This window comes from Microbacterium alcoholitolerans (genome assembly GCF_050408615.1).
Taxonomy (GTDB): domain Bacteria; phylum Actinomycetota; class Actinomycetes; order Actinomycetales; family Microbacteriaceae; genus Microbacterium.
Map to the genome: position 1 here is coordinate 1,609,080 of NZ_JBNTKD010000001.1, position 22,228 is coordinate 1,631,307.

The 22,228-nt window shown below is 68.1% G+C and carries 15 protein-coding genes; 6 read left to right on the forward strand and 9 right to left on the reverse strand.

What is annotated here, in order from left to right; translation table 11 throughout:
• Positions 1-48: 48 nt before the first annotated feature.
• The 6 genes from ACQUSX_RS07705 to ACQUSX_RS07730 all read right to left on the reverse strand — a co-directional run bounded on the left by ACQUSX_RS07705 (position 49) and on the right by ACQUSX_RS07730 (position 11,536).
• Positions 49-6,147, reverse strand: coding sequence for an Ig-like domain-containing protein (locus ACQUSX_RS07705; RefSeq protein WP_428906356.1), 6,099 nt, complete (start codon positions 6,145-6,147; stop codon positions 49-51).
• A gap of 192 nt (positions 6,148-6,339) precedes the next feature.
• Complete coding sequence (locus ACQUSX_RS07710; protein ID WP_428906357.1) at positions 6,340-6,915, reverse strand: DNA-3-methyladenine glycosylase I; 576 nt, start codon at positions 6,913-6,915, stop codon at positions 6,340-6,342.
• Between the two features lie 127 nt (positions 6,916-7,042).
• Positions 7,043-9,103, reverse strand: coding sequence for an acyl-CoA dehydrogenase family protein (locus ACQUSX_RS07715; protein ID WP_428906358.1), 2,061 nt, complete (start codon positions 9,101-9,103; stop codon positions 7,043-7,045).
• 137 nt (positions 9,104-9,240) lie between these two features.
• Positions 9,241-10,062 (reverse strand): MetQ/NlpA family ABC transporter substrate-binding protein, encoded by an 822-nt coding sequence (locus tag ACQUSX_RS07720; RefSeq protein ID WP_428906359.1) that lies wholly within the window; start codon positions 10,060-10,062, stop codon positions 9,241-9,243.
• Between the two features lie 26 nt (positions 10,063-10,088).
• Positions 10,089-10,760: a methionine ABC transporter permease gene (locus ACQUSX_RS07725; RefSeq protein ID WP_428906360.1), complete on the reverse strand. Its 672-nt coding sequence runs from the start codon at positions 10,758-10,760 to the stop codon at positions 10,089-10,091.
• The gene (locus tag ACQUSX_RS07730; RefSeq protein WP_428906361.1) at positions 10,757-11,536 is read right to left on the reverse strand and encodes a methionine ABC transporter ATP-binding protein; all 780 of its coding nucleotides are present in this window, start codon (positions 11,534-11,536) and stop codon (positions 10,757-10,759) included. Before ACQUSX_RS07730 ends, ACQUSX_RS07725 begins: the two co-directional genes overlap by 4 nt.
• A 113-nt stretch (positions 11,537-11,649) precedes the next feature.
• Here ACQUSX_RS07730 and ACQUSX_RS07735 point away from each other — a divergent pair, with 113 nt between their 5' ends.
• The gene (locus tag ACQUSX_RS07735) at positions 11,650-12,066 is read left to right on the forward strand and encodes an OsmC family protein (protein WP_428906362.1); all 417 of its coding nucleotides are present in this window, start codon (positions 11,650-11,652) and stop codon (positions 12,064-12,066) included.
• Positions 12,067-12,072: 6 nt separating this feature from the next.
• Here ACQUSX_RS07735 and recQ read toward each other — a convergent pair whose 3' ends face one another.
• Positions 12,073-14,055 carry a DNA helicase RecQ gene (gene recQ, locus ACQUSX_RS07740; protein ID WP_428906363.1) on the reverse strand — a complete coding sequence of 661 codons (1,983 nt, stop codon included), beginning with the start codon at positions 14,053-14,055 and terminating at the stop codon, positions 12,073-12,075.
• Positions 14,056-14,155: 100 nt separating this feature from the next.
• On the opposite strand from recQ, the gene ACQUSX_RS07745 reads away from it, so the two are divergent.
• The 4 genes from ACQUSX_RS07745 to ACQUSX_RS07760 all read left to right on the forward strand — a co-directional run bounded on the left by ACQUSX_RS07745 (position 14,156) and on the right by ACQUSX_RS07760 (position 17,697).
• Positions 14,156-14,452 carry a GNAT family N-acetyltransferase gene (locus ACQUSX_RS07745; protein ID WP_428906364.1) on the forward strand — a complete coding sequence of 99 codons (297 nt, stop codon included), beginning with the start codon at positions 14,156-14,158 and terminating at the stop codon, positions 14,450-14,452.
• A 39-nt stretch (positions 14,453-14,491) separates the two neighbouring features.
• Positions 14,492-15,034 carry an ECF transporter S component gene (locus ACQUSX_RS07750; protein WP_428906365.1) on the forward strand — a complete coding sequence of 181 codons (543 nt, stop codon included), beginning with the start codon at positions 14,492-14,494 and terminating at the stop codon, positions 15,032-15,034.
• A 114-nt stretch (positions 15,035-15,148) separates the two neighbouring features.
• Positions 15,149-16,867 carry an ABC transporter ATP-binding protein gene (locus ACQUSX_RS07755; RefSeq protein WP_428906366.1) on the forward strand — a complete coding sequence of 573 codons (1,719 nt, stop codon included), beginning with the start codon at positions 15,149-15,151 and terminating at the stop codon, positions 16,865-16,867.
• Positions 16,864-17,697 (forward strand): energy-coupling factor transporter transmembrane component T, encoded by an 834-nt coding sequence (locus ACQUSX_RS07760; RefSeq protein WP_428906367.1) that lies wholly within the window; start codon positions 16,864-16,866, stop codon positions 17,695-17,697. The genes ACQUSX_RS07755 and ACQUSX_RS07760 overlap by 4 nt, the downstream gene beginning before the upstream one ends.
• 74 nt (positions 17,698-17,771) lie before the next feature.
• On the opposite strand, the gene ACQUSX_RS07765 is transcribed toward ACQUSX_RS07760, so the two are convergent.
• Positions 17,772-18,935, reverse strand: coding sequence for an acyl-CoA dehydrogenase family protein (locus ACQUSX_RS07765; protein ID WP_428906368.1), 1,164 nt, complete (start codon positions 18,933-18,935; stop codon positions 17,772-17,774).
• Between the two features lie 179 nt (positions 18,936-19,114).
• Positions 19,115-20,041 carry a M15 family metallopeptidase gene (locus ACQUSX_RS07770; protein WP_428906369.1) on the reverse strand — a complete coding sequence of 309 codons (927 nt, stop codon included), beginning with the start codon at positions 20,039-20,041 and terminating at the stop codon, positions 19,115-19,117.
• A 96-nt stretch (positions 20,042-20,137) separates the two neighbouring features.
• On the opposite strand from ACQUSX_RS07770, the gene ACQUSX_RS07775 reads away from it, so the two are divergent.
• A complete protein-coding gene (locus tag ACQUSX_RS07775) occupies positions 20,138-22,213 on the forward strand; it encodes an intein-containing Rv2578c family radical SAM protein (RefSeq protein WP_428906370.1) in 2,076 nt (691 codons plus the stop codon).
• The last annotated feature ends 15 nt before the right edge of the window (positions 22,214-22,228 follow it).

Sequence of the window (22,228 nt, forward strand, 5' to 3'; positions counted from 1 at the left end):
CATGTTCGTGTCGTGAGAGAGCGGGAGCGCGAAGCGATCTCGAGTCGGCTATTTGAACGTTCCGTACGCGTTGGCCGGATTGCCACCGATGATCTTGACGCGCTTGTCGCTGCTGAACCCGTTGTAGCACTGGAGCTGAGCAGCACCGCCGGACGGGATGTGCACCGGGTACCCGGCGTTGTTGCCCGTGTAATCGCCGCCCGCATAGCACTCGATCTTGTAGTCGCCCGCCTTGAAGTACTGGTTGGTCACGATCTTCATGCGATGGCATGCGCCACCGCCGACCGCCGAGCATCCGGACACCACCGGCCCGGGTTCCAGCCACGCCTTGGGAGTCGTATCCACCGGCTTCGGGTCGGTGGTCGCGGACCTCGTCGCCGATTCCGGTGAGATACCGCCCTCCGCCTGTGGCTGTGCAACGGCGCGCGCCTTGATCGAGTGGGTCTTGCTGTACCCGCCCGCGCGGTCGGTGCTGCTGTTCACGGCGACGTTCTGCCAGCCACCGCCGTCGATGCTGACCTGCACCTGGACGGGCCGGCCATTGGCGGAGCTGCTTCCGTCCCAGGCGAGCCTGATCGTGTCGCCGCCACCCACCTTCGTCGCCGACACTGCCGGCGCCCGCGGAGTGCCGTATGGCTTCGCGCTCGCCGCGCCCGATGCTCCGCCGGCGTACGTCGAGCCGTCGACCGTGGCGACCGCGCGCAGTCTGACCGCGTAGGTGGTGCCGTTGGCCAAGCCCGTGATCGTGCGGCCGTCCCAGTTGCTCTGCCAGCCGCCGCCGTCGAGGCTGTACTGGATGCTGATCTCGCCGGCCTTGGCGCCGTTGCGGGCGCCCTGCGTGTAACCGACCTGGATGGAGCGGTCCTTCGGCGTGGCCGTCACCGCAGTCGGCGGCTCGGGGGCGACGACACCACGGCGAGCCGCGGATGCATCGCTCCAGTCACCCCATCCGGCCTTGTTCTCGGCACGGACCTTGTAGGTGTAGCCGGTCTCGCTCGTGTTCACCACGATCGCCTGCGAGCGGGCATCCGCTCCGGCAGAGACCGTTTCGACGAGCGAACCACCGTTGAGCACCTGGATCTGGTAACCGCGAACAGCATCGCCGTTCGTGTTCGGCTGCTGCCAGCTGACCTCCATCTGGGCCTGCTTGCCGACCGGCGACAGCTCCTTGGTCGTCGGCGCACCGGGCGCGAGCGGGGGGCCGGCCGGGATCTCGGCCATCGACCACTGGCTGAAGCTCGAGGGGTCGGGGGCGCGGTTGTGCGCCTGCACGCGCACGGTGTAGTTGGTGCCGTTCTCGAGGCCCTCCCACACCAGCGAGTTGCCGGTCACGCCCGTCTTCTCGGCGGATCCTGCCGGCGGAGCCGGAGAGATCTGCAGGGTGTACGACTCCACCGGCGACCCGTTCGACTTCGGCGTGGTCCAAGACACCTCGAGTGACTTGTCGCCGAACACCAGAGTCGGTGCGGTCGGGGTTTCCGGGCGCACGTCCGGACGAGCCGGGGGGTTCGACGCGGGCGACGCCGGGCCCTCGCCCACCCGGTTGGTCGCCGTCACCTGGAACGTGTACTCGACGTTGTTGGTCAGCCCGTCGAGCGTGCACGTGGTCGACGTGCACGTCTTCGTGTACGGATTGCCGCCGACCGAGGTCACCGTGTACTCGGTGATCTCGGCGCCGTTGTTCGCCGGTGGCGACCAGGAGAGGACGACCGTGCGGTCCTGAATACTCGACACCGTCGGCTGACCGGGGGCGTCCGGCACACCCTGCACCATCACCGTCACACGTCCGTCGACCTGGCGATCGGGATCCTCGGTGGCGTCCTGGATGCGGTAGCGCACCACCATGACGCCGACGAAGTTCGCGTCCGGCGTGATCTCGACCATGTCGCCGGACCGCTTCACCTCGCCCTCGCCGCTCTCGCGCATGACCGACACGAGTTCCAGCGGCGTCTCCGGGAAGGGGTTGATGTCGTTCTCGAGCACCGGCACCGTGATGGTCTGGCCCTGATCGACCTCCTCGACCGTGTCGGGGCTGGCAACCGGAAGACTGCGCGTGGATGCGGTCACCGTCACGGTGACACGTCCGCGGACGGGATCGGTCGTGCCGTCCTCGATGCGCAGTTCCACCGTGGTGCTGTCGCCCTTGCGCGCGTTCGATTCAGCCTCGACCAGAAGGGTCGTGCCGTCGATGCGCGCCGATACGCCCTTGCTCGGCTCACCCGTGATGGTGAACCGGATCTTGTCGGCGTCCTCCGGATCGGGATCCGTGGCCAGTGCCGCGAGATCGAGCGACGTGGCGTCCTCACCGGGAGCGACGTCCATCTGCCCGTCGACGAAGACCGGCGGCTGATTCTCGGGAGGCAGCACCTCGATCGGAATGGTCAGCGTCGACTTCCGGCCGTCCGGATCGTCGGGTCCCGTGCCGTCCGTCACTTCGAAGGTCAGCGCATCGGGGCCGAAGTAGCGGTCCTCCGAGGTGTACACGAGCGTCTGCTCATCCTTGATCAGATCCGCGCCGTCGGAGTGAACGGCGCTCACCTTCGCGGCCTCGGTGATGCGCACATCGCCGCCGCCGGCGACCATCACATACTGAGACAGCGGCAGCTCCTTGGTCTCACCGCTCTTGACCTGCAACGGCTTCGTCGTGCGCAGCGTCGGGCTCAGCTCTTTCAGAGCGGGCACGAAGATGAACGCCGACGAAGTCAGGTCGTCCTGATCGGTGATGGTGTAGCGGATCAGCTGGCGCTGCTCTCCCACCGTCACGCGAGCCTTGCCGTCGGGGAGCAGCGTCGCCCCCTCTTCGATCTCGACGGTCAATCCCTCGGTGGTTCCGTCGGGGTCCTCGTCGTTCGCGATGATGTCGAGGTCGACGCTCAGGGCGTCCTTGATGTCCGACACCAGCACCCTGTCGTCACGGGCGATCGGCGTCAGCAGCGGCACGTCCTCATCGACGGTGACCAGCACCGGTGCCGTGGCCTCGGCACCGCGGGCGTCGCGGATCGTGTACTGCAGTGAGGACTCGAGTTCATGATCCGGGACTTCGATGACGACACGATCGCCGGAGACATCGGCGGTGAGCCCGTCCACGTCGGGGCGCTCGATCCCCTCTGTCACCAGTGCGATCTCGTCGCCGTCCGGATCGGAGTCGTTGGCGAGCACCGGAACGGCAACCGAGCGGCCAGGGCGGACCACCACAGCATCCTTCACGGCGTATGGCGCCTGGTTGGACGACTCGGGCGGAGCGATGCCGACGCGGATCGAGGCAGTGCCCTCCTTGCCGAGCCGATCGCGGACCTTGTAGGTGAACGCATCGACTCCCGTGGCGTCATCGAACGCCTCGTACACGAGGTAGTCCTGCGCGACCTCCGCGACACGTCCCTTCGAGGGGGCGGTCGCCAGGCCCAGCAGCTCGACCGAGTCGCCGTCGGCGTCGATGCCGTTCAGCGGGATCGCGATGTTCGCGGAGGTTCCGCCGACGGTGCGCGCAGTGAGATCGCGGGGGTTCGGTGCGGCGTTGCGCTCCTTGTCGACCGGCAGGATCTGCACCGTGATGTACCCGGCATCCTTCTGCCCCAGCGAGTCGACGACTTCGTACGTGATGTACGCGGTGCCCGGCTCCGGTCCGGCGCGGAAGCGCACGGTGTCCTGCGAGACGAAGGCCTCACCCACCTCGGGATCGACCAGCGGCTCGATCAGATCGGGTGCGACGTGCATGGCGTCATCGTTCGGGTGCGTGTCGTTGTCGAGCACCGGGATCGTCACGACGTCGCCGACGCGAACGACGGCCTCGTCATCGTTCGCGACGGGCGGGAGGAGCTTGGATGCCGACGGGATGGGCACCACGATCACATCGCCCTCGGCACTGTGCGTGCCGTTCGAGATCCGGTAGCGGATGCGGACCTGCGCGTCCAGGGCGCCCTGATCCGTGATGCGCAGCGTCTCGTGGTTGAGCACCGACACCGAGATGCCGCTGTGCGGCGGCACCGTGACCGACTGCACCACCAGCACTCCTCCCGCCGGGTCGCTGTCGTTGGCGAGCACGCCGATCAGCGCCTCTTTGCCGCTCGGCAGCAGCGCGACATCGCGCACAGCGACGGGTGGCTGGTCGGTCTGGCTCTCGTCGAGCACGTCCACCCGCACGATGCCGATGGCGCTCTTCGCCCCGGCCGACGCGAGGTACTGCACGTAATACACGCCGGGCGAAGCCGATCGGAAGGAGAACTGCTTGTTCGGGTAGTCGGGTGTCATCTCCGCACCCTCGACCGCGTCGACGTTGGTCAGCCGCAGCTGCTCGCGTCCGGCGCTGGAGTCGTTCGCCAACGGCGACACCGTGACGGGCTCGTTCACCCGGGTGATCACGTGGTCGGCGTTCGTGCGCGGGTCCATCGAACCCTGCGGCTTGACGGTGATGTAGATGCTGCTCGTTGCAACCTCGCCGAGCGAGTCGGCGACGACCAACTCGACCTTCTTGCGTCCCTGCAGGCTGGCCACCGCGCGGTAGGTGATCTGACCATCGGTGGTGAAGTCGACCTCGTCCCCCGCGGCAGGTGTCACCGATTGCAGGTAGATGTCATCGCCGTCAGGGTCGATCCAGTCGGGAAGGATGTTGTACGACACCGTGCCGCCGGTCTCGACCGCGAGCTTGGTCACGCGCTTCGGCTTCGGTGCGCCGTTCGTGTCCCAGTCATGCACATCGACGGTGATGTTGGCCGTGTCCGTGCCGCCCCGGCCGTCGTCGATCTCGTAGCGGAACGTCGCCGAGCCCTTGGCGTCCTCCTCGGTCATGATCTGCAGCGCGCCGCCGCCGAGTACCGGCTGCACGTTGCCGACCTTGGGCTGGCGGTCTGCGAGCGAGGCGACGAGCACATCGCCGTCGGGGTCGTTGTCATTGTCAACCGCCGGCAGCATCGTGGTGCCGCCCGGGCGCACTCCGAAGCGGTCGTCCTCGGCCGTCGGCGGAGTGTTCTTCTCCGTGCGCTCGGGCAGGGTGGTCTCCACCGTCTCCTCGGAGGTGTTCTCCTCGTCCTCCTCGTTGCCCTCGGGCGGAGTCAGCACGCTCCAGTCGTCGACCTGCTTCAGGCTCTCGTCGGCCATCCAGGCCGCGCCCGTGAGCACGTCGTTCAGCACGATCACGTCGCGGTTGACCCGGAATGTCAGCTGCTGCGCCTTCTGGGCACCCGGGATCTGCTCGTTGATGTCGGCGGACTCACCGGCGCAGTCGCGCACGAAGCGGGCCGATCCCGCCCACGCCCCGTAGGTGCAGCCGCGCAGCGACACCGGCGTGGCCGGGTTGCCCTGGCCGTTCGTCGAGACCTCCTGCACCTCGCTGCCGTCCAGCGGCACGTGCACAAGATGAGAGGTGGTGGCCAGGGTGACAGCATCCGCCTGCGCCGAGGGGTACTGCAGCACCGCCGACTCCGCATCGGCGATCTCAGTGCGGAACCCGCCCGGGGTCTGCACGACCCCGCTCGTCGCGTCGAGCACCACCGGGGTCTCCCCCACGGCCGTGATCGTCGGCTCGGCGCCCTTGCCGAACTCTTCCAGCCTGGACTCCGCCGTGCTGATCTCGCCCTGCGCGTCGATCCGCGCGGTGAGCACCTCGCTGCGCTCGGCCGACACGGCGTACACCGTGCCGTCGCGCCCGACCGTGGCATCCGCCTTCTTACCGAGCTTCGCGAGCGGATCCGCCGCCTTCAGATCGAAGCCCGACAGCTCGTTCACCGGGGTGACCCACAGGAATCCCGATGCACGGTCGAGGATCGCCGTGGTGGTGCCGCCCAGCGACACCTTGGCGTCACCGGGGATCGGTGCCGAGTCCGCCAGCGTGACCGTCGCGGGATCGACCGCCGTCACCGTGTCGTTGCCGCCGTCGACGACCAGCACGTTCTGCTCGTCCTGCAGGATGTCGAAGTCCTCGCCGCTGGTGCGCAGACCGCCGTCGATCACCGTCGACGCGTTGTTGAAGTGCCCCACCAGCAGGCTCGACGCCTTCGTCAGCCACACGCCGGCATCGTTCAGGTCGACCTTGGTGGTCGGCAGGCCGTCATAGGCCACCGCCATACCCGTCAGGGCGACGGTGCCGATCAGCACACCGGCGGTCGAGGCGAGAGTCTTGGGGCGCTTGCGCATCCAGGTCAGGGCTCTCATGCGTGCGTTCCTCCGGCAGTCATCTTCGGTGTCTGTGCGTCAAGCATCAGAACGGGCGTCGCACGACAAGCCCCTTAGCCGGTTCCCCCCGCATGAGCACGCGCGACGCGCCGGGGCAATACTACCTGCGATGTTTCGCGGCGCCGAGCCGCGAGGGCGGGAAGAACTCCCCATCCTCGGCGGATCGCGATCTCAGGTGGCTCGCCAGCATCCGTCGACGTGGTCGTCGACCATTCCCGCGGACTGCATCAGGGCGTACATGGTCGTCGGCCCGACGAAGCGGAAGCCTCGAGCGCGCAGCGCCCTGCTCAGCGCCGTCGACTCGGCCGTGACAGCGGGGACCTCACCCAGCTCGCGCGGACGATGTCGATCGGATGCCGCAGGGGCGAACGACCACATCAGGGCGTCCAGCTCGCCAGCCGGCAGGTCGCGCACCAGCGCGGCATTCGAGATCGTCGCCGCGATCTTCGCGCGGTTGCGGATGATCCCGGCATCCGACATCAGCCGCTCGACATCGTCCGGCCCGAACTCCGCGACGATCTCCGGCTGGAAGCCGGCGAACACCTCGCGGAACCGTGGGCGCTTTCGCAGGATCGTGATCCACGACAGCCCGGCCTGGAAGCCTTCCAGCGCCATCTTCTCGAACAGCGCCCTGTCGCCGTGCAGCGGATGCCCCCACTCCTCGTCGTGGTATCGGCGGTACTCCGCGTCGTCGCCGACCCAGCTGCAGCGTGCCCGCTCGTCCGGTCCGGTGCGCAGTGAGGTCATGGCTTCACGCTACTAGCGACCCGGCGCACCGACCGCGTACACCTGCCGCGGGAAAGTACGCCTGCCGCGGACGAATTCGTCGAATTCGTCCGCGGCAGCTGTACAAGTCCGCGCGAAGCGCTCGCGCTCAGGCGCGCTTCTTCTGCTTCTGCAGAACCTTCTCCGAGACGGGCGCCTCGCCGGATGCCTCCAGCGCGGCGTAGTGCGCACGCGCCTCGTCCTGACGTTGCTGCTCGATGCCGCTCGCGATGGGGGCGCGCACGTGCTCGGGCTCCCAGCCGAAGGCGCCCACCAGGTCGAGCGCGTGCGGCCGCAGCCGCTGGCAGAGCCGGTCGATGTACCGCGAGACGGATGCTGCGCGCTGCGCCGACAGGCGGCCGTTGATCAGGTACCAGGCGAGGTGCTTCTCGATCAGGTGCAGTCCGAACAGGTCGCGAAGCCAGGTGAGCACCTGCTTCGTCTCCTCATGGTCGACGGTGTGCACCGCATCGGTGAACGCCTCCCACTGCAGCAGCTCTCCGTGCGCGCGCGCCGCCTCGATCAGCTCGGACTGGTTCTCGTTGAACAGCTTCTCGCCGAGGACCTTGTCCTTCCCCGCGGGGCGCAGGCGTCCGGCGATGTCGGCGACCATCTGCTGCACGCGATCGGCGAGCAGCTCGTGCTGCTGCTCCTCGCGCAGGCCGTACTCCACCGAGCGCGCGGTGGAGCCGAGGTCGGCGACGGCCTGACCGAACTGGCGCAGCCCCGCACCGTGGAAGACCTTGCCCGCGGTCTGCTCGACGGCGTAGCGGGCCAACGCTGCGGCATCCTTGTCCTTGAACTGCGAGGCGAAGTCGGTGAGCAGGCGCTTGCCGACCAGCTGAAGCAGCACGTTGTTGTCGCCCTCGAACGTGGCGTAGATGTCGAGGTCCTGACGGAGCCCCACCAGGCGGTTCTCGAACATGAACCCGGCTCCGCCGCAGGCCTCGCGCGCCTCCTGCAGCGTGTCGAGCGCGTGCCAGGTCGACAGGGGCTTGAGCGCCGCCGCGAGGGTCTCGAGGTCCTCCCGGTCATCCGGGGTGTCGGTGCGCCCCGAGAACACACCGTCGAACTTCTGCAGGAACTCGTCGTGCGCGAAGAGCTGTGCGTACGTCGTCGCCAGGCGCGGCAGCAGACGCCGCTGGTGCTTGCCGTAGTCCAGCAGCACCTTCTCCTGCCCGTCCGCGCCGTCGAACTGGCGGCGCTGGGAGCCGTAGGTGATGGCGATGTGCAGGCCGAGCGCGGAGGCCCACGACGCGGCGCCGTCGAGCGAGACGCGACCCTGCACGAGAGTGCCCAGCATGGTGAAGAACCGGCGACCCGGGCTGTCGATCGGGCTGCTGTACGTGCCGTCGACCGCGACGTCGCCGTACTTGTTCAGCAGGTTCGTGCGCGGCACGCGGACCTGGTCGAACGTGAGCCGGCCGTTGTCGATGCCGTTCAGCCCGCCCTTGAGCCCGTCGTCCTCACGGGTGATGCCTGGCAGATCGGCGCCGTCCTCGCCGCGCAGCGGCACGTAGAAGCAGTGCACGCCGTGGTTCACGCCGTTCGTGATCAGCTGTGCGAACACCGTGGCCGCGACGCCGTGCAGCGCGGCGTTGCCGAGGTACTCCTTGGTCGCCGCGCGGAACGGCGTGTGGATGACGAACTCCTCGGTCGCCGGATCGTACGTCGCGGTGGTGCCGAGTGCGGCGACGTCAGAGCCGTGGCCGATCTCAGTCATCGCGAACGCACCGGGGATCTCGAGGTTCATGATCCCGGGCAGCCACTTCTCGTGGTGCTCCGCCGTCCCCAGCTGCAGCACTGCTGAACCGAACAGTCCCCACTGGACGCCGGCCTTGATCTGCAGGCTGGGGTCGGCGGCCACCATCTCTTCGAAGCCGGCGACGTTGCCGCCGTTGTTCTCCTCGCCGCCGAACGCCTTCGGGAACGCCCGGTGCACGGCTCCGTTCTGCACCAGCAGGTGGAGCTGCGACAGGACGCGCTCGCGGTGCTCGTCTTTGCCGAGGCTGTCGTCACGCCACAGCGCCGGGTCCTTGATCAACTCGCGCGATTGACGACGGATGTCGGCCCAGGTGCCCAGCAGCAGATCGTTGACCCGCTGCACGTCGACGCGCGGATCGCGCTCAGTCGCGTCGGCGGATGCGGAGCGGACGGCGGCGTCGACCATGATGGTTCCTCTCGATGGACGGTGGGGATGCCACAACGGTAGGACTTCAACAATAACTGCCGAAGTCGCATGTAGGGCGAACACAACAGCATCCGCCCGCGACGCCGCCTGCCCTTGTCACCTGGCCACAGAACGCGTCACCACGCCGTCTCGATCGTGCCGTTCGACTCGATGACCTCGCGCACCTCGTCGCTCGTGAACGCCTTCTTCAGCGCCGCGGTGGCCGCCGAGTCCGCATCCGCCTGCTGCACGACCACGTTCAGTGCGAACGTGTCGTCCAGCTCGGTGATCAGACCATCTTCTTCGGGCGTGAGTCCGAGCGCCTTGATGTGCGAGGGCCACTGGAAGACCAGATCGGCCTCCTCGTACGCGGCGTTCAGCGATGCGATCGGCACCTGCAGGAACTGGAGGTTCTTCGGGTTGTCGACGATGTCCTTGACCGTCGAGGCATACGGGTCGACCTCGGGGTCGAGGGCGACGATGTCGTTGCCGGCGAGCAGCTTGAGCGCCCGGCCGGTGTTCGAAGGGTCATCGGGGATCGCGACGGTCGCGCCCTCAGGGAGGTCGGCGATGTCGTCGAGCGTCTTCGAGTAGAACGCGATGACGAAGTTGTACACCGGCTGGACCCCGACGAGCGTTCCGTCGTTTCCTTCGTTGAATGTCTCCATGTACGGGATGTGCTGCGAGAAGTTCGCGTACACGTCGCCGCTGTTCAGGATCGTGTTGGCCGTGATGTAGTCGGCCACCTCGACCAGCTCGATCTCGTAGCCGTCCTCGATCGCCTCGCCGGCGGCCTCGACGACGTCCGTCATCGGCGACATCACCGCGGCGACCTTCAGCGTCTGAGGCGCGGCGCCGTCGGCATCCGAGGATTCATCCGCCGCTCCTCCTGCGCAGCCGGTGACCACCAGCGCTGCGGTGAGCACTGCTGCCAGCAGAGGGGTGCGTGATTTCTTCATTGCTTCTCTTCTCATTTCGGGGGGGCTCAACGGTGGTCGAGCCGGACGGAGGTGCGGTGGCCGACCGCCTGGATGGCCAGCACGCACACGATGATGATGACGATGGTCAGGTACATGAGGCTGTCGTTGTACTCCTGGTAGCCGTAGCGCATCGCGAAGTCGCCGATGCCGCCGCCGCCGACCACGCCGAGCACGGTCGAGTACGACAGCAGGCTGATGGCGGCCGAGGTGAGGGCGTAGACGAGTCCGGAGCGGGCCTCGGGGAGCAGCATCAGGAACACAGTCTGCGGCACGGTGGCGCCGGAGGCCTGGGCCACCTTCGGGATGCCCGGAGGGATCTCCCGCAGGATCTGCTCGGTGAGCCGGGCGTAGATGGCGACTGCCACGAAGCACAGCGGCAGCGTGGCCGCCTGGGTGCCGAAGCTCGTGCCCATCACCAGCCGCGTGAACGGGATCAGGAACACCACCAGCAGCAGGAAGGGGAATGAGCGCACCACATTGATGTAGAGGTTGGCGATCGTCGCGATCGCACGGTTCTCTGCGATGCCGCCGCGCTCGGTCAGATAGACGATCATGCCCAGCGGCAGCCCGATCAGCACGGCGGCCAGCAGCGAGACGAGCATCATGTACCCGGTCTCTGCCATCGACGTCGCGATGTCCTCGCCGTACTCGGCGAGCAGGTCGGTGAGCCAGGTCATGACATCAGCTCCCGCTTGACCTGCTCGTAGTACGACGGCAGCGTCCGCAGACCGCCGCCGGTGATCGGGAACACCTCGCGCAGGCGCCCCTTCTCGAGAAGAGCGGCGCGGTCGCAGATCGCCTTCACGACGTCCAGGTCGTGGGTGATGACGACGACCGTGGTGCCGAGCTTCTCTCGGGCATCCGAGAGCACCCGCAGCACGTCGCCGGTGGTCGACGCGTCCAGCGACGAGGTGGGCTCATCGCACAGCAGCAGTGGCGGCCGCGAGACGAGCGCGCGGGCGAGACCGACGCGCTGGCGCTCGCCACCGCTGAGCTGCGCCGGGAAGTGACCGGCGCGGTGCGAGAGGCCGACGAACGAGAGGATCTCATCGACGGCATCCTTCTGCTGCTTCCGGCTGAGGACCTGGCCGCCGTCACGGCGGGACAGACGCAGGGGCAGTCGGACGTTGTCGCGCACCGTGCTGTTGCTGAGCAGGTGCACCCCCTGGAAGACGATGCCGATGTCGCGGCGCAGGGCGCGCAGACCTGCGCGATCGAGGGCGGTGACGTCGGTGCCGCCGACGCTGACCGCGCCTGCGGTGGGTGCGACGAGCCCGTTGACGAGTTCGAGCAGGGTCGATTTGCCGGCACCGCTCTCGCCGACGATGCCGAAGATCTCGCCTTTGCGGATGCTGAGAGTGATGCCCTCGAGCGCGGCGGAGTCGGTCGTGGCGGAAGTGAACCGCTTGGTGATGCCGCGGAACTCCACGAGCGCGGGTGTGGCGGTGGCCATCGCGGTGGGCAGGCCCTTCGTGTCAGTGGGGGCGCCGTGTCAGCGGCGGGGCGGTCGGGGCCCTGGAGAGGGCCGTCAGCCCTTTCTGTACGTGATCCAATTATAGTTGAGCCATGGCGATGAGGTATCGGACGGCAGCGATCAACACCGATGGCGGCGACGCGACCAGCCGCATCATCGACGGCATGGAGGTCTCGGTCTCATCCCCGCTCGGTCCGAACCCGGACCCGGATGCCACGAACCCCGAGCAACTGCTGGCGCTGGCGTGGGCGACGTGCCTGAACTCCACGGCACAGGCGATCGTCAAGCGCCGCCAGCGCACCGCGGTGCGGATCGAGGTCGAGCTGCACTCGGTGGAGGGCGGCGTCGGATACGAGTTCCACGTCGACGCGTATCTGTCACTCGAGGGCGGCTCCGCTGATGAGAGCGCCGAGCTGCTGGCATCCGCCAACGCCCGCTGTCCCGTGTCGAAGCTGCTCGCCGGCTCGTCGACTGTGCGCGTGCACTCGGAGCCCTACGCGGCCGCCTGATCGCGGTCAGTGGGCTGCGATCACGGCGAGCACGGCGTCGCCGTAGGCGTCCTTCTTCTTCGCCCCGACGCCGCTGATGCCGTCCAGTTGCGCGGCCGAGGTCGGCCGGTGCTCGGCCAGCGCGCGCAGGGTCGCGTCCCCGAAGACGATGTAGGCGGGCTTGCCGATCTCGCGCGCGGTCTCGGCGCGCCAGGCGCGCAGCGCCTCGAACAGGTCGCGGTCGCCCTCAGCCAGGGCGTCCGCCGCACTCGACTTGCGGGTACGGGTCGCGGTCGCCCGGCCGATCGTGTCGCGCCGCAGCGGCACCGCTGTCTCACCGCGCAGCACTCCCGCGGCCGCGTCTCCTGGCGCGAGGGTGCCGTAGTCGCCCTGTGCGATGAGGATGCCTCGCGCCAGCAGCTGCCGCACGACGCTGCGCCAGTCCTGGTCGGTCAGATCGGCGCCGATGCCGTACGTCGCGAGCTGCTCGTGGCCCATCTTGCGGATGCGGTCGGTCGACGCACCGCGCAGGATGTCGATCAGGTGCCCGGCGCCGAAGGCCTGATTGCGTTCGCGCTTCAGGCGCACGATCGTCGACAGCAGCTTCTGCGCGGGGACCAACCCGTCGAAGGTCTCGGGGGCCTCGAGGCAGGTGTCGCAATTGCCGCACGCGTCGCTGTCCTGACCGAAGTACCGCAGGAGGTTCTGCCGCCGGCAGGCGACGGTCTCGCACAGCGCCAGCATCGCGTCGAGGTGCTGACCCATCCGCATCTTGAAGGTGCGGTCGCCTGGGCTCTGGTCGATGAGCCGCCGCTGCTGCACGACATCGCCGAGGCCGTATGCCATCCACGCGACCGCCGGCTCGCCGTCGCGGCCGGCACGACCGGTCTCCTGGTAGTAGCCCTCGACCGACTTGGGCAGGTCGATGTGCGCGACGAAGCGCACGTCGGGCTTGTCGATGCCCATTCCGAAGGCGATGGTGGCGACCATGACGATGCCGTCCTCGCGCAGGAAGCGGGCCTGATTCACCGTGCGCACCTCGGCGGGGAGCCCCGCGTGGTACGGCAGCGCGTCGATGCCGCGGGATGCCAGATACTCGGCGGTCTGCTCGACTGACTTGCGACTGAGCGCGTAGACGATGCCTGCGGCACCCTCAGCCTGTGAGCCGATGAACTCCACCAGCTGCCTGCGCGGATCGACCTTCGGCACGATGCGGTACTGGATGTTCGGCCGGTCGAAGCTCGCGACGAAGTGCTCCGCGCCGTCGAGGTGCAGGCGCTCGGTGAGCTCCTTGTGCGTGGCACGGGTGGCGGTGGCGGTGAGCGCCATGCGCGGCACTCCGGGGAACCGCTCGGCCAGGTCGCCGAGGGCGAGGTAGTCGGGCCGGAAGTCGTGACCCCACTGCGACACGCAGTGCGCCTCGTCGATCGCGATCACGCTGAGCACGCCGCGCTGCAGCAGCTGCGTCGTCTGCGCCGACGACAGCCGCTCGGGAGCGACGTAGATGAGGTCGAGCTCACCGGCGACGTATGCCCGCTCGACCTCGCGGCGCTCGTCGATCGCCTGAGTGGAGTTGAGGTAGGCGGCGCGCACGCCGTTGGCGCGCAGCGCGTCGACCTGGTCGTGCATGAGCGCGATCAGCGGGCTGATCACGAGGCCGGTGCCCTCGCGGACGAGCGCCGGCACCTGGTAGGTGATCGACTTGCCGCCGCCGGTCGGCATGAGCACGACGGCGTCGCCGCCGCCGATCACGTGCTCGACGATGGCGGTCTGATCGCCGCGGAACGCGTCGTATCCGAAGACCGTGCGCAGCGCGTCGACGGCGGTCGGGAAGCGGGATGGGGCGGCGGCCGGTACGGCCGACGGTGCGGATGCCGGGGTCATCGGCCCCGATCCCCAGTCCAGCGGAGGCTCCCAGCCGTCGGCGGGCGGCATCCAGTCCATCTCCTCGGGAGGCGGAGTGTCATCCCACGGCAGGTCCTCGTACGGGTCACGGGGATTCTGCGGCATCCATCCAGCGTAGCCAGGGCCAGCGACGTCCGCTGACGCCCTCCACCGCCCCAACGGGCACGGAACCGGCATAGGTTGGAGGCACATCGAAGGAGGAGCAATGCCCGAACTGACCGTCACCCGCAACGATGACGCCTCACGGTACGAGATCCACTCCGACGGCACGCTCGCCGGATTCGCCGATTTCGAACGGCGGCCGGGAGAGATCCGCTTCACGCACACCGAGGTCGACCACGCGTTCCAGGGCCGCGGGCTGGCCGGCGTTCTCGCCGCGGACGCGCTGGCGGACGCCGTGGCATCCGGTGGCACGATCGTGCCCTACTGCCCCTACATCGCCAAGTACCTGAAGACGCATGAGGTGGCCGGCGCCGAGGTCCGCTGGCCGAACGCCGGCTGAGCGGGTCGCGGCCTCCGGCCCCGCCGCTAGGCTGAGGGCGTGCCGAACAACCGCGTCCTGTCGACCCGCGTGCTGCTGATCTGCGCCGCGGTCGGCGTGGCCACCGGGATCGTCTCCGCCGGATGGGCCGGCCTGCACATCGTGGCGGCCAGCGGCGCCATACCGCTGTACGGACTCGTCCTCGGCTTCCACGCTCTGCCCGGGGTGATCGCGCAGCAGGTGCTGCGCGCGCCCTGGGTCGCGCTCATCACGCATGCGATCGCGGCGCTCATCGGCATCGCCTTCGTCCCGGCGATGGCCGGTCGTTATCTGCTGGCGGCCGTGGTGTTCGGAGGCATCCAGGAGGGCGTGTCGGCGTTGACGCGCTACCGGCACTGGGAGCCCTGGCGGTTCCTGCTGTCGGCCGCCGTGACGGGTGTCGTCATCGCCGTGCCGCTCTGGTTCGCCTTCGATGTGTCGGCGCTTCCGGTCTGGGGCGCGATCGGCTTCGCTGCGCTGTTCATCGTCGGGCCGCTGGCATGGACGCTGGTCGGCCTGGCCATCGGCGGCGCGCTGCGTCGGGCCGGCGTCATCCGGACCTGACCGATGTGATCCGACCCGAACCCGGCATCCGCGGGCCAAGCGAGGTTAGGGTCGACTAACCTGGAGCGGTACCCGCTTCCGGGCATCCGATCCAGAGTCATCCGAAGGGCTGCCGTGCGCACATCCGCGCCCCTGCTGCGCGTGCGTGATCTCTCGCTCACGCACGCGGGTGCCGCCCACCCGTCGCCGCACGACGTGAGCTTCGAGGTGCATCCCGGCGAGGTCATCCTCGTTCTCGGCCCGAGTGGGTCGGGCAAGTCGACACTCACCCTCGCGCTGAACGGGCTCATCCCGCAGTCCGTGCCCGCGCAGGTCCGTGGGAGCGTGGAAGTGAACGGTCGCGACAGCGTGCACACCCCCGTCGCCGAACTCAGCACCGACGTCGCGATGGTGTTCCAAGACCCGGACGCGCAGCTGGTGACGGGTTCCCTGCTCGATGAGGTCGCCTTCGCACTCGAGAACATGCTGCTGCCGGCCGGCGAGGTGCTCTCGCGTTCGGAACACGCGCTGCGGCGCGTCGGCATGTGGGAGCGCCGCGACTGGAATCCTGATCGGCTCTCCGGCGGCGGGCGTCAGCGGCTCGCCATCGCGTGCGCACTGGCGATGGGCTCGCGGCTCATCGTGCTCGATGAGCCGACCGCGAACCTCGACCCCCAGGGCATCGACGACGTCTACGACGCGCTCACCGATCTCGTCGCATCCGGCGAGCGCGCGATCATCCTCGTCGAGCACAACCTCGATGCCGCGATGCGCTTCGCCACCCGCGCGGTCGTGCTCGACCAGCAGGGCGGCCTCGCCTTCGACGGTCCTGTCGACGAAGTCCTGCGCGAGCACACCGAGGAGCTGCTCGCAATGGGAGTCTGGCTTCCCGCCGCGACCTTGGCTGGGCGGAAGCTGCGCGCCGTCGGCGTCCTCCCGGAGAAGTCAGCACTGCCCCTGACGCCCGAGGAGCTCGCGGCAGCGGTCGCCGGAGTGCAGCCGCAGAGCGAGCCCAGCGGGACGAACCGGGCCGAGCGAGCCGCGGTCGAGCCGATGTCGCCGCTCCGGCCGATCGTCCGCACTCGCGGCCTCACCGTGAAGCGCGGCCGCACCGCGGTGCTGCACGACATCGACCTCGAGATCCCGGCCGGTTCGCTGACGGCTGTGGTCGGGGCGAACGGAGCGGGCAAGACCACCCTCATCCAAGCCCTCGCCGGGGTCGTGCCGCCGCCGCGGAACCAGGTGATGATCGACGGCATCGATCCGGGCAGCGCATCACCCAGAGAGCTCGCCGCGCGCGTCGGATTCGTGTTCCAGAATCCGGAGCACCAGTTCATCGCGCACACCGTCTTCGACGAGCTGGCACACGGGCTGAGGCTCCGGTCGGCTCGAGGGGCGAAGCCGCCCGAGGCCGAGATCACCGCGCGCGTCGAGGAGATGCTCGCCCGCTTCGGGCTCGAGCACAAGGCAGACGTACACCCCTTCCTGCTCTCCGGCGGTGAGAAGCGGCGCCTGTCGGTCGGCACCGCGCTGATCACGCGCCCGAGTGTGCTCGCACTCGACGAGCCGACATTCGGACAGGACCGTGCGCGCGCCGACGAACTGCTGCGCCTGCTCGTCGATCTCCGAGACGACGGCACCACGATCATCATCGTGACCCACGATCTGCAGCTGGTCGCCGATCACACGACGCACACCGTCATCCTGGCGGACGGCCGAGTGCACGCATCCGGCCGCACGCCGGATCTGTTCGCAGCTGAGGACATGTTCGAATCGGCGGGCCTTCGGCTGCCCGCGCTTCACCGAGCCCTCGATCCCGCGCTGCGCGGCTTCCTCACCGAGGCTGCCCGATGACCGAGATAACCTCCCCGACCGCGACGATCGATCCGTATGCACCCGGCAGGCCGGCATCCCCCCGGCACTTCCTGAACCACCTCAACCCGCTGGCGAAGGTCGCAGCCGTCCTGCCGGCCATCGTCATGCTCCTCTTCGTGCGCGACCTGGCGACGCCGCTGCTGTTCCTCTCCCTCTCCTATGCACTGATCGTCGTCGGCACAAGGATCACGCTGAGCTCGGCCGCGCTGCTGTTCCTCGCGATGCCGCTCGGCATCGTCGCGATCAGCATCGGGTTCTCGATCTGGGTGGATGCCGCCGGCGTCGACGACACAGCGCCGATCCTGCAGATCGGCGGATGCACGCTCTTCGCCGGCGCCCTGCAGGTCGGATTCGCCACCGCGCTGCGCCTGGCATCCATCCTCGCGCTCGCCCTCATCGGCGGTCTGACCACGACAGGCCCTGACCTCGTGCGCGCCGCGGTCCAGCAGCTGCACGTGCCGTACCGGATCGGATACACGGCGCTCGCCGCCTACCGCTTCGTGCCGAGGTTCGGCTACGAGCTCAGCGTGATCCGCGCCGCGCATCGGGTCAGAGGGCACCACAGCGGACGCGGGCCACTCGCCCGGCTCGTCCGCGGCTGGAGCTACATCGTGCCGCTGCTGGCTTCCGGCATCCGTCACGCCGAGCGGGTCGCCCTGTCGATGGATGCCCGCGCCTTCGGCGCCCACCCGAACCGCACCGAACGACACCTGGTGCCCTGGCGCACCCGGGACACCGTCTTCATCGTGGCGATGCTGCTGGCATCCGCCGCCGTGTTCATCGTCACCTGGCCCTGGCAGCCGGCCTGAGAAGGCTGCTCGCCGAACGCCAGAGGGCCGCTCGGATGCGGCATCCGAACGGCCCTCTGACTATCAGCGCTGGGTCAGCGCTTGCCTGCGATCTGACGACCGACGAGGTCGCGCATGATCTCGTTGGTGCCGCCGTAGATGCGGTGCACTCGAGCGTCCGTGAACGCGCGGGCGATCGGGTACTCCATGATGTACCCGTAGCCGCCGTGCAGCTGCACACCTGTGTCGAGCACCTCCCACTCGCGCTCGGTGGCCCAGTACTTGACCTTCGCCGCGTCCTCGGCCGTGAGCTTGCCGTCCTTGTACGCGATCAGCGCGCGGTCGATGTACGCCCACATCACCTCGGTCGTCGTGACCATGTCGGCGAGCTGGAAGCGCGTGTTCTGAAAGTCGGCGATGCGCTCGCCGAAGGCCTCGCGCTCCTTCGTGTACGCGATGGTCCAGTCGGTCGCGGCCTGAGCGGCGGCGGCAGCGGCGACACCGATCGAGAGGCGCTCGAGCGGCAGGTTCATCATCAGCTGGATGAAGCCCTGGCCCTCCTTGCCGCTGATGAGGTTCTCGTCGGGGACGAAGACGTCGGTGAAGCTGAGCTCGGCGGTGTCCCAGCCGTGGAAGCCCATCTTGCTGAGCTTCTTGCCCTGGTCGAAGCCTTCCATCCCCTTCTCGAGGATGAGCAGACTGAACGCGTCGGGGCGGGTGCCCTCACCCGTCTTCACGAACGTGACGACGATGTCGGCCGTCGTGCCTGAGGAGATGAAGGTCTTCGCGCCGTTGACGATGTAGCCGCCGTCGACCTTCTTCGCGTTGGTCTTGATGCCGCGCAGGTCGGATCCCGCACCGGGGTCGGTCATGGCGAGTGCGCCGAGCACCTCACCGCTGGCCATGCGGGGCAGCCACTTCTCCTTCTGCTCCTGCGTGCCCATGTGCACGAGATAGGGGACGGCCAGGTCGTCCTGGATGCCGAAGGCACCGGCGAGAGAGCCGGCACCGGCCGCGATGACCTCTTCCATGACGATCGTGCGGAAGCGGTAGTCCTGCAGCATGCCCGCGCCGCCGAACTCCTCGGGGACCGACAGTCCGATCAGGCCGGCCTCGCCCGCGGCGAGCATGGTCTCGCGGTCGATCTCGCCCGCTGACTCCCACTTCTCGATCGTCTCGTTCGAGACGTGCCGCTTGACGAAGTCCTTGACCAGATCCCGGAAGGCCTCGTGGTCCTCTTCGTAGATGTCGCGTTCCATGTCGTCCTCCTGAACGTGGTCGTGAATCTCGCGTGAATGTGCACGCATCGCGAGTCTACGGATCGGCGGCGACGGAGAACAGAGAGTTGTGGGAATGCGTTTCACGAGTTGTGAGACTGCGTTCCAGCTTTGTGGGATGCCGCAAGCGGGGCGCTCAGGGGGCGCCGCTCGGTGCGTCGTCAGTGCTCGTAGTCGGGCGCGGCAGGAAGCCCGAAGAACTCCTCCAGCGTGTGGAAACCACCGTCGTGATACGCCGCTGCGAGCTCCTCGCCGAGGTAGCGGATGTGCCAGGGCTCGGGCTCATATCCGGTCGTTCCCGTCTCGCCCTGCTCGTAGCGAACGATGAACCCGAAGCGCCACGCGTTCGCGGCGACCCATTCGCCCTGACTGGTCGAGCCGAACGCCTCATGACTGCCGCACTGCGGCGAACATGCGATGAGGTCGAAGGCGAGTCCGCTCTGGTGCTCGCTGAATCCGGGGCGCGCGGAGATGGCATCCGCCCCCGCCTGCCCCTTCTGGCGCACATGTGAGCCGTAGGTTCGCGTCTGCACATCGTACGAGCGGTAGCCGTTGTTGATCCCGATCGTGCCCGCGCCCTCGGCGACGATGGCGTCGGCCATCGCGTCGAGGGCGGCCGTCGCCTCGGGACGCAGGTCGTCCGAGCCGGACGTCGCGCGCACGCCGACGCCGGTGAGGGATGCCGGGACGAAAGCCTCCGGCTGCAGCGGGCGATGCTTGTTGACGACGACCCATGTGCGATCCGGATCGCTCAGCGAGACGCACGGAGCGTTGTCGCTGACGACGGCGGCTCGGAACTCGGCCCCGCCGCCGAACGCCCGAACGGTCGCACGATCATCCCCTGCGGCGAGCGCGGCGATCACCTCATCGTCGACGCAGGGGTTCGCCGCGGCGGCGCGCTCGACCTCCACAGTCGGCAGCGCCATCGCGGCCGCCGGCGCGGGCAGTTCGGGCGCGTCGGATGCAGCCGAAGCGGAAGTGAGCAGGGTCGCCAGCGACGCCACCGCGGTGAACAGCACGCCGACGGGCACGGCGACCCTCACGGCGAGCGATTCACGCGCGGCATGTCGGGATTGCACGGCGCTCACTCCGATATTGTCCCGCACTGGATCGAGCAACGCATCACAGAACACATGTTCTACTCCTGTCTTGACTTCGGGTAGATCATTTGTTCGAATACAGAGATGCGATGGCAGGGACAGACACTCGAAGACGTGGATGCTGACGCACTTCCCGGACTCGAGAACCGCACCGGCATCGTGCGGTCCGTGACGACGCCCGAGTTCGCCGGGATGACCTTTCACGAGGTCTTGGCGAAGTCGGCGCTGAACTCCGTGCCCGGACCTTCGAAGATGCCGTTCAACTGGACGATAAACCCGTATCGCGGATGCAGTCATGCCTGCGTCTACTGCCTGTCCCCCGAGACGATGGTGCTGTGTGCAGACGGCAGGCAGCGTCCACTCCGGGATCTTCAGATCGGCGACGAGATCGTCGGTACTGAACGACGAGGCGCATACCGACGATACGTGCGCACCACCATTCAAGCGAAATGGCATACCCAGAAGCCCGCATACCGCGTCTCGCTTGCCGACGGCACTGAGCTCGTAGCAAGCGGCGATCATCGCTTCCTGACCGATCGCGGTTGGAAGCACGTGGCCGATGCGGAACGGGGACGGCGCCCGCACCTCACCCTGAACAACCGCCTCATGGGGTTCGGACGGCTCGCGAACGCGGTGGCGCCGGATGATCTTGAGGACGATGCTGAATACCGCCGTGGCTACCTCACAGGAATGATCCGAGGCGACGGCATGATCTTTCATGGTTCATACCCCAGCGAGAAGCGCGTGCGGGTCATTCACCGATTCCGTCTCGCCCTCAAAGACCACGAGGCCCTGGATCGAACTCGGAAGTACCTCGAGTTCGAGGGTGTGCCGACTCTCACGCGCCCGTACACGCCGAAGACCGAAACCCGAGCGGCAATGACTGCGATTCACACCGCAGCGAAAGCCGGTGTCGAACGCATCGAGCACCTCATCGCGTTCCCCGTCGAACCCGTCAGAAACTGGGAGGCCGGCTTTCTCGCCGGGATCTTCGACGCAGAGGGCAGCTGCTCCCGTGGAGTTCTCCGCATCGCGAACGGCGACCCAGCCCTGCTCGGCACGACCCGCGCAGCATTCCGAAGTCTTGGATTCACGCACGTGCTCGAACCACCCCGAGCCAATGGTGTACGCACTGTGAGACTGACCGGTGGCTTGCCCGCCCGCGCGGCATTCTTCGAGAGGACTCGACCCGCCATCACGCGCAAACTTCTCCTCGAGGGCCTCGCTGTGAAGTCGGTCGCCGATCTTCGCGTGCTCGAAATCGAGGCACTCCCCGGCGAGCATGACCTCATCGACATCACGACGGGCACAGGTGACTTCATCGCCAACGGCGTGATCAGCCACAACTGCTTCGCTCGGGGAACGCACGAGTACCTCGACCTCGACGGCGGCGGGGACTTCGACTCGCAGATCGTGGTGAAGACGAACGTGGTCGAGGTTCTCGAGCGAGAGCTGCGACGGGGATCCTGGAAGCACGAGACGGTCGCGCTGGGCACGAACACCGATCCGTATCAGCGCGCGGAGGGGCGCTATCGGCTCATGCCCGGGATCATCCGGGCGCTGGCGGATTCGGGCACGCCGTTCTCGATCCTCACGAAGGGAACGCTGATCCGCCGCGACATCCCGCTGCTGGCCGAGGCGGCCAAGCAGGTGCCGATCGACGTGCAGATGTCGATCGCGATGTACGACGAGGAGCTGCAGCACTCGATCGAGCCGGGCACTCCGTCGACCCAGGCGAGACTCGACACCGTGCGTGCGCTCACCGATGCGGGGTTCCGCGTGGGGGTGTTCTTGATGCCGGTGCTTCCGCACCTCACCGACTCCGTCGCCGCGATCGACGAGGCGCTGAGGCGGATCAGGGCGACCGGCGCCGATCACGTCATCTACGGCGCCCTGCATCTGCGTCCAGGCGTGAAGCCGTGGTTCGTCCGGTGGCTGCAGCGTGAGCATCCCGAACTCGTGTCGTCGTACCGCGCACTGTATCCGGGGATAAGCGCCGAGGCGCCGCGGGACTACCGGAAATGGCTGGCGAACCGGATGCGTCCGATGATCCGGATGCACGGGCTGGAAGCCCGCAGCTCGGAGAGCTCCCGGGTGATGCGCCCGCTACAGCGCCGCACCGCGCCCGCGTCTGCTCCTGCGCCGCAGATGCTGTTCTGACGGCATCTGCGGCGC

What these genes read in the sequence shown, in the direction of transcription:
- ACQUSX_RS07735 (WP_428906362.1), top strand. Translation starts at nt 11,650, where the DNA reads ATGGCGATGAGGTATCGGACGGCAGCGATCAACACCGATGGCGGCGAC.
- recQ (WP_428906363.1), bottom strand. Translation starts at nt 14,055, where the DNA reads ATGCCGCAGAATCCCCGTGACCCGTACGAGGACCTGCCGTGGGATGAC.
- ACQUSX_RS07725 (WP_428906360.1), bottom strand. Translation starts at nt 10,760, where the DNA reads ATGACCTGGCTCACCGACCTGCTCGCCGAGTACGGCGAGGACATCGCG.
- ACQUSX_RS07720 (WP_428906359.1), bottom strand. Translation starts at nt 10,062, where the DNA reads ATGAAGAAATCACGCACCCCTCTGCTGGCAGCAGTGCTCACCGCAGCG.
- ACQUSX_RS07730 (WP_428906361.1), bottom strand. Translation starts at nt 11,536, where the DNA reads ATGGCCACCGCCACACCCGCGCTCGTGGAGTTCCGCGGCATCACCAAG.
- ACQUSX_RS07765 (WP_428906368.1), bottom strand. Translation starts at nt 18,935, where the DNA reads ATGGAACGCGACATCTACGAAGAGGACCACGAGGCCTTCCGGGATCTG.
- ACQUSX_RS07710 (WP_428906357.1), bottom strand. Translation starts at nt 6,915, where the DNA reads ATGACCTCACTGCGCACCGGACCGGACGAGCGGGCACGCTGCAGCTGG.
- ACQUSX_RS07760 (WP_428906367.1), top strand. Translation starts at nt 16,864, where the DNA reads ATGACCGAGATAACCTCCCCGACCGCGACGATCGATCCGTATGCACCC.
- ACQUSX_RS07745 (WP_428906364.1), top strand. Translation starts at nt 14,156, where the DNA reads ATGCCCGAACTGACCGTCACCCGCAACGATGACGCCTCACGGTACGAG.
- ACQUSX_RS07715 (WP_428906358.1), bottom strand. Translation starts at nt 9,103, where the DNA reads ATGGTCGACGCCGCCGTCCGCTCCGCATCCGCCGACGCGACTGAGCGC.
- ACQUSX_RS07775 (WP_428906370.1), top strand. Translation starts at nt 20,138, where the DNA reads ATGCGATGGCAGGGACAGACACTCGAAGACGTGGATGCTGACGCACTT.
- ACQUSX_RS07705 (WP_428906356.1), bottom strand. Translation starts at nt 6,147, where the DNA reads ATGAGAGCCCTGACCTGGATGCGCAAGCGCCCCAAGACTCTCGCCTCG.